Source organism: Roseomonas sp. TF40 (assembly GCF_057219975.1).
This window is the reverse complement of the sequence record NZ_JBXVVR010000013.1, coordinates 1-13,337: the sequence shown is the minus strand read 5'-3', so window position 1 is coordinate 13,337 and position 13,337 is coordinate 1. Positions and strand designations below refer to the sequence as shown.

The window sequence follows — 13,337 nt, the reverse complement described above, 5'->3', positions numbered from 1 at the left end:
CCTGTCCTTTCCGTCAGCGAATGCCGGATTTCACGAAGCTCTCGATGATCTGGCGCTGGAGCACGAGGTAGAGCGCGAGCACCGGCAGGCTGACCAGCGAGGCCGCCGCCATCATCGGGCCCCATTGGTCGCCCTCCTGCGTCATGAACATCTGCAGGCCGATCTGCACCACGGCGTTCTCGACGCTGCGGGTGACCAACAGCGGCCAGAAATATTCGTTCCAGGAGGAGATGAAGAGCAGGATGCCGAGCGAGGCGAGCGCGGGGCGCATGTTCGGCACCATCACGCGCCACAGCACCGTCATGTGCCCGCCGCCATCCAGGCGTGCCGCATCGATCAGCTCCTCGGGGAAGCTGCGGATCGCCTGGTAGAGGATCATGATGGCGAAGGCCGAGGCAGCGTGGGGAATGATCAGCGCGCCGGGCGTATCGAGCAGGCCAAGGGCCGAGACCTGCACGAAGTTCGGCACCATGATGACCTGCGCCGGGATCAGCCAGGTCACGGTCAGCAGCGCAAACAGGACGCGGCCGATCGCGAAGCGCCAGCGCGCGAAGGCATAGGCGGCGAGCAGCCCGGTCACGAGTTGCAGCATGGTCGAAACCGCGGCGACCATGAAGGTGGTCAGGATCATCCCGCCGATCGGGATGCTGTCGATGACATAGGCGAAATTGTCGAGGCTGGGTGCGGCCGGCCAGAGGTCGGTCGAGAAGATGTCGTCATCGGCCCGCAGCGCCGAGACGAGCATCCAGTAGATCGGGAACACCGAGATCAGGCTGAGCAGGCTCAGCATCACATGGGCACCGAATTCCCTCGGCGGTCGCGCACCGCGCCGCGGCGGCGCGACGCTGCGCGGCGCCGCCAGGGTGATGGCGGGGGCTTCAGCGTTCATAGACGGCATAGCGGCTCATCAGCCGCATGCAGATGGCGGCCGCGACACCGAACAGCGCGAAGAGCAACATCCCCGCCGCCGTTGCCCAGCCGATGGCGAAGGTGCCGAAGCCGTAGTCCCACAGCAGGTAGTAGAGGTTGGTGGTGGCTTGGCGCGGCCCGCCCTGCGTCAGCACGTTTATATAGACGAAGCTCCATTGCGCGCCGTGCAGCACGGTCAACATGGTCAGGAACAGCAGCACCGGCGAGAGCATCGGCAGCGTCAATTCGCGCGTCACCTGCCACTCGGTCGCGCCATCGAGCCGCGCGGCCTCGCTCAGATGGCGGTCGATGCCGGCGATGGCAGCTGCGATCAGGATGGTGGAGAAGCCGATCAGCTTCCAGCCGGTGATGAACAGGATGGTCCAGATGGCGATGTCGGGGTCCTGCAGGAAGCGCACGGGATCCACGCCGAAGGCCGTGATGCCGCGATTGACCAAGCCGTGATCGGGATGCAGCAGCCAGCGCCAGATGATGGCGACGACAACGGGCGCCATGATCATCGGCAGGAAGATCAGCCCGCGATAGAGATTGCGCAGCGGGCCCGCCAGGCGCTGTGACGCCAGGGCCACCGCCAGCGGCAGCAGGATGGTCAGCGGCAGTAGGCCGAAGGTGTAGATGGCCGTGTTGCGCGCGGCCGTGTTGATCTCAGGCAGGTCCAGCAGGCGGCGGTAATTCTCCAGGCCGACGAAGACCTGCGGCGTGGTGGGCAGGATGTTCCACTGGAAGAAGCTCAGGCGAAAGCTCTCGACCAGGGGCCAATAGGTCCAGGCGACCAGGGTGAGGGTCGCCGGCGCCAGCAACGCCAGCGCCACCGCCTTGTGCTGCGCGGGCGGGCGGCGCTGCTTCAGGCTGACGACGCTGGCTGTCACGGCATCAGGGCTTGCGCCCGTGTCTGCGCATCGCGCATCACGGTGGCGATATCGGCATTGCCATAGACCGCCTCATTCACCGCGGCGACGAAGATGCGGCTGATCTGAAGATAGTTGGGGCCGGGATAGGCTTCCCAGGGCTCCAGCCGCGTGAGTTGCTCAAGGTTCGGCACCACCAGCGGGTTTTCCCGCACCCAGCCCTGGAGGAAGTTCGGGTCATCCACGATGTCGAGGCGCAGCGGCAGGTAGCCGATGCGGCTGGTGATCACGGTATAGGCCTCGCGGGTGGTCAGGTACTTCATCAGTTCCCAGGCGGCGCGTTGCTTCAGCGGATCGCGCGCCAGGATGAACAGCGCCGAGCCGGAATTGGTGGGCCGCGTCGGCTTGTCGCCGAAGGCAGGCATCGCCGCCGCGCGCATCTCAAAGCGGTTGCGCGAGGCACTGAGGAAGGCGTGCTGGCGCGCGCTGGTTGTCAGCACCATGCCCAGATTGCCACTGCCGAAGGCGTCCATCGCCTCGGCCTCACCAAGGCGGGCATGGGCGCCGCTGATCATCAGGTCGCGCATGATGGTCAGAGCCTCGACCGTTTCGGCCTCGCCGAACATCAGGCGGCGACGATCCGGCGAGAGCACGCGTCCGCCATTGGACAGCACCAGCGATTGCGCCAGCCAATCGAATGAGGAGTAGATGCCGGGAAACACGCCGTTGCGCCGCGTGCGCTCGCGGATCTGCAGCGCCGCGCGCTTCACATCATCCCAGTTGCGGGGCGCCTGGTCCGGGTTCAGCCCGGCATCGCGAAACAGATTGGCGTTGTAGAACAGCACCGGTGTCGAGAAGACATAGGGGATGCCGTAGACCCGCCCCTGGATGGCGCCCAGGCGCAGGCCGTTCGGAACCATGCCGGCGGTGTGCTCGGCCCATTCCTCGGCTGGGATGATGTCCTCCAGTGGCTTCACGCCGAGGCTGTTGGCGATGAAATCGAGATCGCTGAAGATCAACTGCGCCACATCCGGCGGCCGGCCCGCCGCGACATCGGCCTGGGTGCGCGCGAGGATCTGCCCCGAGGTCACGCCCACGCCCTCGACGCGGATATGCGGGTTGGCCTGCATGAAGCCGCGGATCAGGTCACGCGTCGCCTGCGCGCCGAGCCCCGCCGTGGCCAGGTTGTAGTTGTAGAAGGAGATCGTCACCGGCGTGGTGCTGCGCGGCGGAATCTGCTGCGCCCGCGCCGGCGCCGCGAGGCCCGCCGCGGCGGCGGCACCCAGGCGAAGGAAGGCCGAGCGGCCGAAGGGCATCGTCATCGGGATTGCCTCAATCCGCTGCCAGCTTGCCGCCGCGGGCGTAGATTTCCTCAAGGCGCTTTTGCGGGAACAGCACCATAGGCAGCGGCTGGCGATAGGGGTTCACGTCATGCGCGTGCAGCACGACCTGCTCATCGCTCACCAGCATGACGCCGACATTGACGCTCTCGCTGTAGCGCGCGCCGGAGCCCGGCATGCCGATCAGGTGCACGCCGGTGTTGTAGGTGGTGGAGCCGAGATTGCTGAAAGCGGTGCCGCGCCAGGTGCCGCCGCAGATCCGATGCGTATGCCCCGCGGCGATGTGGCGCACCTGGCCGTGCCGGGCGATCATCGCGGCAAGGGCCTCGCCATCCTTGAACTTCAGCTGATCGACCTTCGCACCAATGTCGAAGGGCGGATGATGCATGAACAGATAGACGGGCTGGCCCGCCGCCTCATCCAGCCGCGCGGAGAGCCAGGCCTGGCGCCTGGCGCAGAGATGACCGGTGACGTAGCCGGTCTCGGCGGTGTCGAGGAAGATGAGCCGGCCCATGGGCGTGTCGCGCACGGCCTGCACGAAGCCATCGGCATCGGTCTCGGCCTCGGGCGTCTCGGCCAGATATGTTGCGCGATCATCATGGTTCCCGAGCAGCGTGATCACCGGCGTGCGGACGCTCGCGATCATGCCGCGCAGGGTGCGATAGGCTTCGGCCTCGGCATGGTCGGCAAGATCGCCGAGTAGCACGCACAAGGCGGCATCTGCATGGTTCGTGGCCAGGTCGTCGAACGCCCATTGCAGGCGCTGCGCACTATCCATGCCCTTCGAGGTCGCACCCGGCGCGACCAGATGGATGTCCGAGATGATGTAGATTTTCACGTCGCTATGCCCCCCACACGAGTGGATTGGTTACGCATGGGCCATGACAGGACGATCTTGCTTTTGTTGATATGTGGTGACGGGTGCGAGCGCGGCGATTGTTGTTGCCACCAAGGCTCGATGAATCGAGCGGACGTCCACTAAGCTGCACCGGGTCTGCCGAAGGCTGTCTGGTTTGAGTTACGCTGCCAGGAGCCTTCACTTCGTGGAGAGGCTAGCCCTCAAGGCGCCAGGAATCCTGATAATGCCGGCGCTGCCGATCATGTTCAGTGGCGTGGCTCAGATTGACCTTCCCCCGTAGAAGCGGTCCGCCGGTAATGTAGTCCGGCGGCAGCGGAAGGGGTGTTTGGGATGGCGCGGAAGAAGGCGCACACGCCTGAGGAGATCGTGGCGAAGCTCCGGCAGGCGGAGGTGCTGATCGGCCAAGGGAAGACGGTGGCCGAAGCGGTGCGGGCGATCGGGGTGACGGAACCGACCTACTACCGCTGGCGGACGGAGTTCGGCGGTCTGAAGCTGGACCAAGTGAAGCGGCTGAAGGAGCTCGAGCGTGAGAACGCGCGGCTGCGGAAGGCGGTGTCGGATCTGACGCTCGAGAAGGTCATTCTGAAGGAAGCTGCTTCGGGAAAGTGGTGAGCCCCACCCGACGGCGGGCCTGCGTCGAGCACGTCGTACGTGAGCTCGGCGTGTCGGAGCGGAAGGCCTGCGCGGTGTTGGGGCAGCACAGATCGACGCAGCGGCAGGCGCCACGCGGATGCGACGACGAAGCCTCGCTGACGGCGGACATCATCGAGCTGGCGAAGCGCTACGGGCGGTATGGCTATCGTCGGATCACGGCCTTGCTGAGGGATGCGGGCTGGTCGGTGAACCGCAAGCGTGTGGAGCGTATCTGGCGTCGCGAGGGGCTGAAGGTGCCGCAGCGCCAGCCGAAGCGCGGCAGGTTGTGGCTGGCGGACGGGTCCTGCATCCGGCTGCGGCCGGAGCGTGCCAACCACGTCTGGGCCTATGACTTCGTCGAGGACCGGACGCTGGAAGGTCGGAAGTTCCGGATGCTGTGCGTGGTGGACGAGTTCACGCGCGAGGCACTGGCGATCCGGGTGGCGCGGAAGCTCACCTCGTCCGACGTGATCGACGTGCTGGCGGACCTGTTCCTCGCGCACGGGGCGCCGGCGCATATTCGCTCGGACCAGGGGCCTGAGTTCATCGCCGGGGCGGTGAAGGCGTGGATCGCCGGCGTCGGCGCACGGAGCGCCTACATCGAGAAGGCCAGTCCCTGGGAGAATGGGTACGTCGAATCCTTCAACGGCAAGCTGCGCGATGAGCTGCTGAACGGCGAGGTGTTCAACACGCTCAAGGAAGCGCAGGTGCTGATCGAGGAATGGCGCCGGCACTACAACCGGGTGCGGCCGCACTCGTCGCTGGGATACCGCCCGCCCGCCCCAGAGACGGCGCCCGCGGCCAGGTCGCAGATCAGCTCAGGAGCAGGCGCGGCGGCGATGGCCCTCTAAAATTCCGCCCGGACCGCTCGATGGGGGCTGGTCAGAGGCTTGGTGAGGGTTTACGGGGCGTCTTGTGCTGATTTCGAAACTATTTGACCGCTTATAGGCCTCGCGGCGCTTGAATGATGCGTTATCGTTATTATTTATGGTGGGCCGAGGAGGTCATTGATCTCCTGCGGCGCCCGGACGGATGACCGAATCGGCAGCCCTCCATTCCCCATAAACAGGAAGACACATCATGACCGAAGCCCAATCGGGCGTCGTCGCGCCCCCGCGCGTCGAAGCGCTCGACGTTTTGAACGACTACAGTGACCTCGAGCGGGTCGTCCATCGGCTCGCCGAGGTGACCCGGATGCACCTGACCGAGGAGGCGCGTCTGCGTCCTCCCGGCTGGGCCACGCAGCAGGAGGTCGGCGAGGCCTGGCAGCGCGCCACCGCACACCTCATCGAGGCCGTGCAGCGGCTCCAGGCGGTGGAGGCCAGCATGGCCCAGCGCCGCCGCGCCGTCATCGCCGCCGTCACCGCCACCGAGGACAACCCCTGACAGAGAGGCCCCATCCACCCGGATGGGGCCTTTTCTGCGTTCAGGGGGCGCCGCTCCGGGCGCCGGGATGATGGGCGCCTCCGATTGCGGCAGCAGGGCGCCCGCCTGACGCCCCAGTGTTACCCAAACCCCGTAAACCAGCGAAGCTGGCAAATCTTGTTTTGCCGAGCCACCAGGTAATGCCAGTCAACCGACAGTTTCGCCAAACCTTGCTCGGCGAAACCTACGGTTAACTCCTGATTGCCCTTACAAAAGAATTATATTTTGTCGGCCGGAAAGGGATCTTCTATTGGTGACATGACTCAATTCCCCTCCTAGGTGAGGGGTTGCCAAGCGGAATCGAATCCGGCGGCGTGTCGGCGTGGTCGGTTTGTTTGACGGCAGCGCGTCGACCCAGCCTGGAACTGTAGGGCTGGCGACATACACCAGGAAGGGCACCGCGAACGCTTGATGCCCATGGCCGCCCGGGGGTGAGGACAGCCCTCGTGAAGAAGCAAGCGTGCTGAACCTCCGTCCTTCGGGAGGTTCAGGCCCTGGGCGAGGGGCCGGCTCCGCCGGAACATCTTGCTTGGGAAGCGGGCCACCTCGCGCAGGTCGCGGGGCTGGTCCCGCTTTGCCCAGAGCTCCGAGCCTCACCACCAGATCATCCGGCTGCCGGGAACGACTTAAAGGGGATCAGGCACTCCTCACACGGTCGGTCACAGACAGTTGGGAGAGTCGCGACCGTGCAGAACATAGAGAGGGGGTGTGCAGGCGCCTGAAGCCGCCGACACCGAGGAGACGGAGACGATGCCAAACAGCCATCACGCCGCGGGGCCGCCGAATTTTGGTGAAATCGCAAGTAACCATCTCGGCCAGATCTCGGCTGCGAGTGAACTCGAGGGGCTTGTCGCGCTTGTTCTGCGTGATGAGCAGACTGGGCACTGTCGCGGCCCTGCCGCAGAGCGCCGCAAGATCCTGTGCAGGGCAAGCAAGGCCTCGGCAAAGCTGGGCGGCATCCTGGCCCAGCTCGACGATGTCACCCTGCTTCACGCAGCCTCCAAGGTCGCCTCGCAGATGGGCGATGGGTACCTGGCTGACTTCGCCTTCGAGCCCCTCCACCGAAAGCTTCAGGCCGTACACGGGGCGCCCAGGGCGCTGCGGCTGTTCGGTGATGCTCTTGGGAAGGATGCCGACGCGATCGGTGCGACCGGCAGGGGGCGACCAGCACGCTCGCCAGCCTTGACAAGGGGCCTTGAGGATCTTCGTGAGATCTGGCGACGCCACGGCGGCAGTGATCCTACGCAAGGCAGGGTCGAGGGCCGTTTCGGCGCATTGGCCACATCGCTCTTCGCGGGTCCCCCCTGCTCATTCGGAGAGGAGACAGTTCGCCATGCGGTTGCTGAGCTGCTGCCCTCGCACAGCGGCTATCGCCGGCCCGCACACGCCGAGGCAAATAGCTCTCGAGAGACGCCCGTCAGCGTGCTGATCATCGGCGTCGACACTCAGCTGGGGTCGGCGCTGGCGACGCATTACAAGGAGGCAGGGGTCGATACCCAGACAATCGCGTGGCCCGCGCGCGATGGCGCGGACGCAGCAGAGGTAGATGCGCAACTCCTGGGCGGGTTCAACGACCAGCCCATCGAGACCGTCATCGTGGCGCCAAGGAATGCGAAGGAGGGCAAGGGGCTGATGAGCAACCCGCCGGTGCTTTACGCGGCGCTTGCCTCGGAGCCTCACCGCGCCCTTCGTGAGGTGCTCGCGCGTGGGTCGGCCTGCCTGCCTCAGCGCGTGGTCGTGATTGCTCCACTGGCGCCCCTCATCGCAAGTGGCTTCGACGATCCGGTGGCCACGCTCCGGGCAGCCGGCGCTGCTCAGCACGCCCTTGTTCGGGAGATCGCGCTTTCGGTCGCGGCAAAAGGGGTGATCGTCTCCCTCATCATGCCGGGCTGGTCCACGGATCCCTCCTTGCCGCCGAGCGAGATGAGGTCGCTCGCGCTGCAGGCCCAGGCCCTGGCGGCGACCATGGCGGGGCTGACGCCCGCGCATGCAGGCGAGAAGGTCGATCTGCACGGCAGTCGCCTAGCCTACTGAAAGAACGATCCAACAGTTTTGGTGATTTTCTGGAGCAAGGTTCGCTCGCGCCCCTGATCTCTGGGCGATAACTGATCGGTCGCCATGAGCGCGACCACCCCCGAATCGACCGAGCAGACCGAAGCCGCCCATCGGCCCTCGGCGGCCGTGCACACGGCGCTGCGGACGCTTGCGCGCGCGATGGGCAGGCAGGCGGCGCGGGAGGACATCGCGCAGCACCGGGCGGCGATGGAGCGGGGTCAGCACGATGTCGAGGCCCGTTGATCGACTGCTGAGCATGGCCGAGGTGGCCGCCTACACGGGCCGCAGCACCCGCACCGTTCGTCGCTGGATCCAGGAGGGCAGGCTGCAGGCGGCGCGTCTGGGGCGCGCGGTGTGGATCCCCGAAAGCGCCCTCCTGGAGGCCCTGGGCATGCCCCTGGAACCTGACACCGGCGCCGACGCTAATGGCGAGAATAAACGTTCCTGATCAGTGGCTTGTGCCGTTTCGTGCACCCTCCGCGTCGCTCTTCGTGGTGAGGAATTGCGCTACGGGATCACGATTGGCCGCACCTGGCCGCAAACGACCAACCGAGGATCTGACCATGCCATATGACACCCCTTTGCCCCTCATCCTGCCGGCCAAGAACGGCGTGCCGAGCTTCGCCGAGGCTCTGAACCAGTGCGCGGGCTGGACCCATCTCTCCGAAGAGAGCCGCGCCGACATGGCTTCGGCTCTGCAGACCGCGTCGCGCATGCTGGGTCTGCCGCCGGCGGCGATCCCCTGCGATCCCGCCTGGCTCAATGAGCGGCTCTTCAAGCGGCCGGCGGCCGCCTTCGCTATCTCCAAAGGCCGCCTTCGGAATGTTGTCTCGCTGCTCCGCGCGGTGCTTCGCGGGCTCGGCCGGCATGCCCCGCATCGGCGCGTGCACCCGGAGCTGCCGTCGGCCTGGGCGGCGATCCTGGAAGTGGTGCCCTACAAAGCGCGGCAGGCGGCCCTCACCCGCTTTGGGCGGTTCTGCGGGGGCGCCGGCGTGCTGCCCAGCGAGGTTCGGGACGAACACCTCGCCGCCTTCTTGACCGAGCGCCAGGCCACGACGCTCGCGGCCAGAACCGCTGAGCTCGGCCGAACGCTGAGCTCGGCTTGGAACGCCTGCGTGGCGGCGGGTCTGCCCGGGTGGCCGACACAACGCCTCGCTGCCCCAGTCCGGCGCACCCCCTATACCCTGCCTTTCACGGCCTTTCCCGAAAGCCTCCAGACCGAGATCATGCGCTTTGAGCACCGCATCGGCGGCAGCGGGGGCCGCTTCGCGATCTCGAAGACCGCACATCGGCGCCGGCGTCCGGCGACGGTCGCGACGCGGCTGTTTGCCCTGCGTCAGGCCGCGGGGCTGCTCGTCCAGTCGGGCATCCCGCCTGCCGAGCTCACCTCCCTGAAGGATCTCGTCCACCCGCTGGAACGTGTCTGCATCGTCCTGGACCGCCTCGCCGACATGCAGGCCGAGCGCACGGGGGAGGAGAATCCAGTGGGCAGCCAGCTCGCCGTCGTGGCCGAGACGCTGCGTCAGGTCGCCGCCCATCACGTCCAACTGGACTCGGCGGAGATGGAGGCGATCAGGAGCTTCGCTCGCTCTGCCCAGAGCAAGCGGTGCGCGGGCATCACCCGCAAGAACCGCGATCGGCTGCGCGCCCTGATCCAGCCGCACACTCGGGCCCTGCTGCTACACCTGCCGGCCGAGCTCATGCGCCGCGCCCGCGCCATCGGTCCTGGCGACCCGGAGGCCGGCCGTATGGCCATGGAGGCGGCGACGCTCGAGATCCTGTTGAACTGTCCCCTGCGCCGCGGCAGCCTGCTGGCCCTGCGGCTGGATGAACACCTTCAGCGGCTGGGCGCGCGCGGCCGCCGCATCACCCACCTGGTCCTGCAGCCCGACGACATGAAAAACGATGTTCCCTTCGAATGGCCCCTGCCGGCCGAATCGGCTGCGTTGGTGGAGAGCTACATTCGCGAATTCCGCCCCGCAGTCTCGACCCCGGAGAACCTCTGGCTCTTCCCGGGGCCACAGGGGGCGCTGAGCGGTGGGCGGCTCGCGGAGCGGGTGGTGACCACGATCGAGGAGGAGACTGGCGCGCAGGTGAACCTGCATTTGCTTCGGCACTTTGCCGCCTGGCTCTACCTCAAGGCCCATCCGGGCGCCTATGAGGACGTCCGCCGTGTGCTCGGCCATAAGAGCGTCGAGACCACCATCGCGAACTACGTCGCCTTCGAGGCCGAGGCGGCGGCCATGCGCTTCGACAAGGTCGTGCTGCAGGAACGGCAGTCGACCCGCGCGGTGGCTGCCGCCCGCTGGGGCAAGGGCAAGGCCCGCAAGCCGGGGCGTCGGTCATGAGCGGGCCCCGCATCTGCCTGCCCTTCGCGGACTGGCCCGAGGGCGATCGCAAGCTCTGGACGGCCAATACCGAACCCGGGACGCGCCGACGCTTCACGCAGCGACGCTACGCGGACACCATTGCTCCGCGCACCCTGAAAAAGGCGCTGGGGGGCTACAGCCGCTGGCTTGGCTACCTCGCCGAGATCGGCGCCCTGGAGGCCACCGCCGCGCCAGCCACGCGGGTCACCGAGGAAGCCGTGGCGGGCTTCATCGACGCGATGCAGGCCCGCGGCAACGCCGACTACACGGTGGTGGGCCGCCTGGCCGAGCTGCGGGTGTCGATGCGGGTGTTGGCTCCGGTCGAGGATTTCGACTGGCTGGAACGTCCGGGCGGTGTCCCCATTCGTGCGCGCCTGCCGATGCGCCGCCGCGCGCTCACCGTGCATCACCCCAAGGCCATGCTGGATTGGGGCCTGGGCATGGTCGAGCGGGCGAAGTCGCTCAAGGGGAATGCGCGACGCCGGGTCATGCTTCGCGATGGGGTGATGATCGCGCTGCTGGGCACCCGCGCGCCCCGGCTGCGTAGCCTCTCCGAGCTGCGCCTGGGCGTGAATATCCGCCGTGGGGAGGCCGGCTGGGAAATCGACTTCGAGGAGGCCGACATCAAGACCGGCAAGCCGCTCGCCTATGGGCTGCCGGCCAGCGTCTCGGCGGTGCTGGATCGCTATGTAGGGGTCGAACGGGCGGAACTGCTGGGTGGTCGCATCGATGATGCGCTCTGGATTGGTATGAGCGGCGAAAGGCTGCGCGAGCCCGGCGTCGGCATCCGCGTTCGCTGGTGGTCGGAGAGGCGGTTCGGGAAAGGTAAAGCCTTCGGGCCGCACCGCTTTCGGTATGGGATCGCCACCCTGGGCCCGATCGAGGACCCTGAGGCGGCCGAGGCCAGCACGGCGGTGCTGGGCATCACGCCCTCTGTGAGGGCCGGGCACTACGATCGCGGGCCGCGCGCGGCCGTGGCTGGGCGTTTTCTCTCGGCGCTGGAGCGGGAGCGCAAGGAGACGGCGACCCTGGCAAGGAACCTCTTTGCCGCGCGTCGGGCGGCCGAGTAGCCGCTATGGTGGTGCTCAGCCCGATTCCCGCCTGCCCCAGGACCTACGGAGGAGCGCTTCCGTGACGCTGCGCTGCGCGATCTATGCCCGGTACAGTTCGGACATGCAGTCCGAGAACTCGATCGACGACCAGATCCGGGTTTGTCGGGCGCGGGCCGAGCGCGAGGGCTGGCAGGTGGTCGAGGTCTATGCCGACTGCGCGTTGAGCGGAGCCAGCGCGGCGCGGCCGGGCTACCAGCAGATGCTCGGCGACGCTCAGGCCGGCAGGCTGGACGTCGTCCTCGCCGAGGCGCTGGACCGGCTGAGCCGCGACCAGGAGCACATCGCGGCCTTCCATAAGCAGATGCAGTTCCGGGGGGTGCGCGTGCTGACCCTGGCCGAGGGCGATATCTCGGAGCTGCATGTCGGCCTGGGCGGCACGATGTCGGCGCTGTTCCTCAAGGGTCTCAGCCAGAAAACCCATCGGGGCCTGGAGGGACGGGTCCGGGCTGGAAAGAGCGGCGGGGGCCTGTCTTACGGGTGCAGGCCGCGCCGAGGCTTCAAGGCCGATGGCTCGCCCGTGACGGGTGAGTTGGAGATCGTCCCCGAGCAGGCGGCGGTGCTGGTACGGGTGTTCGAGGCCTATGCGGCCGGGCAGTCCCCGCGCGCCATCGCCCGCATGCTGAATGCGGAGCAGGTGCCCGGCCCTCGTGGGGGCAAATGGACGGCTGGCTTGCTGAGCGGGGGCGCTGCCCGTGGTTCGGGGCTACTGCGCAACCGGCTCTATATCGGCGAGCGGGTCTGGAACCGGCAGCGCTTCGTAAAGGACCCTGACACCGGCAAGCGGGTGGCGCGGCTGAACCCCGAGGGGAGCTGGGTGACGGCGCGCGTGCCTGAACTCGCGATCATCGAGCTGGACCTTTGGACCACGGTCGAAAATCGGCTGGGCGAGGCCAGGCGGCTGGTGAGCCCGGTACCTGGGTCCAAGGATGAGGCCAAGAACCGCGGCGCGCGGCTGGCTGCGGCGCGGCGGCCGAAATGGCTGCTGGCCGGGCTCGTGCGCTGCGGCTGTGCGATGGTCCAATGTCCGTCTCGGGCGCGGGTGGCCGGCTGGCCTGCGCGAACCATGTCGAGCGCGGCACCTGTACCAATCGCCGCACCGTGCTGCGGGACAGGCTGCTGGAGCGGGTGCTGGTCGGGCTCAAGGAGCGGCTGATGGCGCCCGAGCTCGTGGAGGAGTTCGCCCGGGCCTATGTCGAGGAGGTGAATGCGGCGAATCGCGATCGCGGTGCCCGCCGGGCTGGGCTCGAGGCCAGGCACGCAAAGCTCGACCGACAGGTTCGGAATTTCCTGGACCTCATCAAGGAGGGTCACGGCAGCCCGGCAATGGTGGCCGACCTGAGGGCGATCGAGAACCAGCGTGCAGCCCTGGCCGCCGAGATCGCCGCGGCCGAGATCCCCGAGGCGATGCCGATCCTGCATCCCAGGCTGCCAGAGCTGTATCGGCGCCGGGTGGAGGTGCTGGAGCAGGCCCTGGCCGACCCCACGACTGCGATGGCAGCCACGGAGGCGCTGCGCGGGCTGATCAACGCAATCCTGATTCATCCAGGCGAGCGCCGCGGCGAGATCAGCGTGACCTTGCGTGGCGACCTTGCGGCCTTCCTACATGGGGAGGGTGGCGCTGAGAAAGGTAACAAAAAAGCCGCCCTCCGAGTGGAGAACGGCTGTTCTGGAGAAGTGCTGGCAACGTGGGATGCGGGGACAGGATTTGAACCTGTGACCTTCAGGTTATGAGCCTGACGAGCTACCGGGCTGCTCCACCCCGCGGT

12 protein-coding genes and 1 tRNA gene are annotated in these 13,337 nt (G+C 67.2%); 8 read left to right on the top strand and 5 right to left on the bottom strand.

Annotated elements, in window-relative coordinates; genetic code table 11:
* Positions 1-13 precede the first annotated feature (13 nt).
* Genes AC2D9U_RS23780 through AC2D9U_RS23765 form a run of 4 tightly spaced genes read right to left on the bottom strand, consistent with a single transcriptional unit; the run spans position 14 to position 3,956 of the window.
* On the bottom strand, positions 14-889 hold the full coding sequence (locus tag AC2D9U_RS23780; RefSeq protein ID WP_484754003.1) for a carbohydrate ABC transporter permease: 876 nt from the start codon (positions 887-889) through the stop codon (positions 14-16).
* Entirely contained in the window at positions 879-1,799 is a 921-nt protein-coding gene (locus AC2D9U_RS23775) for a carbohydrate ABC transporter permease (protein ID WP_484753999.1), read from the bottom strand. Before AC2D9U_RS23775 ends, AC2D9U_RS23780 begins: the two co-directional genes overlap by 11 nt.
* The gene (locus AC2D9U_RS23770; protein WP_484753997.1) at positions 1,796-3,100 is read right to left on the bottom strand and encodes an ABC transporter substrate-binding protein; all 1,305 of its coding nucleotides are present in this window, start codon (positions 3,098-3,100) and stop codon (positions 1,796-1,798) included. Before AC2D9U_RS23770 ends, AC2D9U_RS23775 begins: the two co-directional genes overlap by 4 nt.
* 10 nt (positions 3,101-3,110) lie before the next feature.
* Positions 3,111-3,956, bottom strand: a complete 846-nt coding sequence (locus AC2D9U_RS23765; protein ID WP_484753995.1) for a phosphodiesterase — start codon at positions 3,954-3,956, stop codon at positions 3,111-3,113.
* A 351-nt stretch (positions 3,957-4,307) separates the two neighbouring features.
* On the opposite strand from AC2D9U_RS23765, the gene AC2D9U_RS23760 reads away from it, so the two are divergent.
* From AC2D9U_RS23760 to AC2D9U_RS23725, 8 genes are all read left to right on the top strand, one after another.
* Positions 4,308-5,461, top strand: a protein-coding gene (locus AC2D9U_RS23760; RefSeq protein WP_484753993.1) for an IS3 family transposase whose coding sequence is annotated in 2 segments (ribosomal slippage) — positions 4,308-4,575 and positions 4,575-5,461 — 1,155 coding nt in all. Because the reading frame shifts where the segments join, the coding sequence is not laid out codon by codon here.
* A 229-nt stretch (positions 5,462-5,690) separates the two neighbouring features.
* On the top strand, positions 5,691-5,996 hold the full coding sequence (locus AC2D9U_RS23755) for a hypothetical protein (protein ID WP_484753991.1): 306 nt from the start codon (positions 5,691-5,693) through the stop codon (positions 5,994-5,996).
* A gap of 789 nt (positions 5,997-6,785) precedes the next feature.
* On the top strand, positions 6,786-8,069 hold the full coding sequence (locus AC2D9U_RS23750; protein WP_484753989.1) for a hypothetical protein: 1,284 nt from the start codon (positions 6,786-6,788) through the stop codon (positions 8,067-8,069).
* Positions 8,070-8,153: 84 nt separating this feature from the next.
* Positions 8,154-8,333 carry a hypothetical protein gene (locus AC2D9U_RS23745; protein WP_484753986.1) on the top strand — a complete coding sequence of 60 codons (180 nt, stop codon included), beginning with the start codon at positions 8,154-8,156 and terminating at the stop codon, positions 8,331-8,333.
* Between the two features lie 13 nt (positions 8,334-8,346).
* Positions 8,347-8,538: a helix-turn-helix domain-containing protein gene (locus AC2D9U_RS23740; RefSeq protein WP_484753983.1), complete on the top strand. Its 192-nt coding sequence runs from the start codon at positions 8,347-8,349 to the stop codon at positions 8,536-8,538.
* A 115-nt stretch (positions 8,539-8,653) separates the two neighbouring features.
* Positions 8,654-10,438: a site-specific integrase gene (locus AC2D9U_RS23735; RefSeq protein ID WP_484753981.1), complete on the top strand. Its 1,785-nt coding sequence runs from the start codon at positions 8,654-8,656 to the stop codon at positions 10,436-10,438.
* Complete coding sequence (locus tag AC2D9U_RS23730) at positions 10,435-11,529, top strand: hypothetical protein (protein WP_484753979.1); 1,095 nt, start codon at positions 10,435-10,437, stop codon at positions 11,527-11,529. The genes AC2D9U_RS23735 and AC2D9U_RS23730 overlap by 4 nt, the downstream gene beginning before the upstream one ends.
* A 61-nt stretch (positions 11,530-11,590) precedes the next feature.
* The gene (locus tag AC2D9U_RS23725) at positions 11,591-12,724 is read left to right on the top strand and encodes a recombinase family protein (RefSeq protein ID WP_484753976.1); all 1,134 of its coding nucleotides are present in this window, start codon (positions 11,591-11,593) and stop codon (positions 12,722-12,724) included.
* A gap of 537 nt (positions 12,725-13,261) precedes the next feature.
* On the opposite strand, the gene AC2D9U_RS23720 is transcribed toward AC2D9U_RS23725, so the two are convergent.
* Positions 13,262-13,335, bottom strand: a tRNA-Met gene (locus AC2D9U_RS23720).
* Between the last annotated feature and the right edge of the window lie 2 nt (positions 13,336-13,337).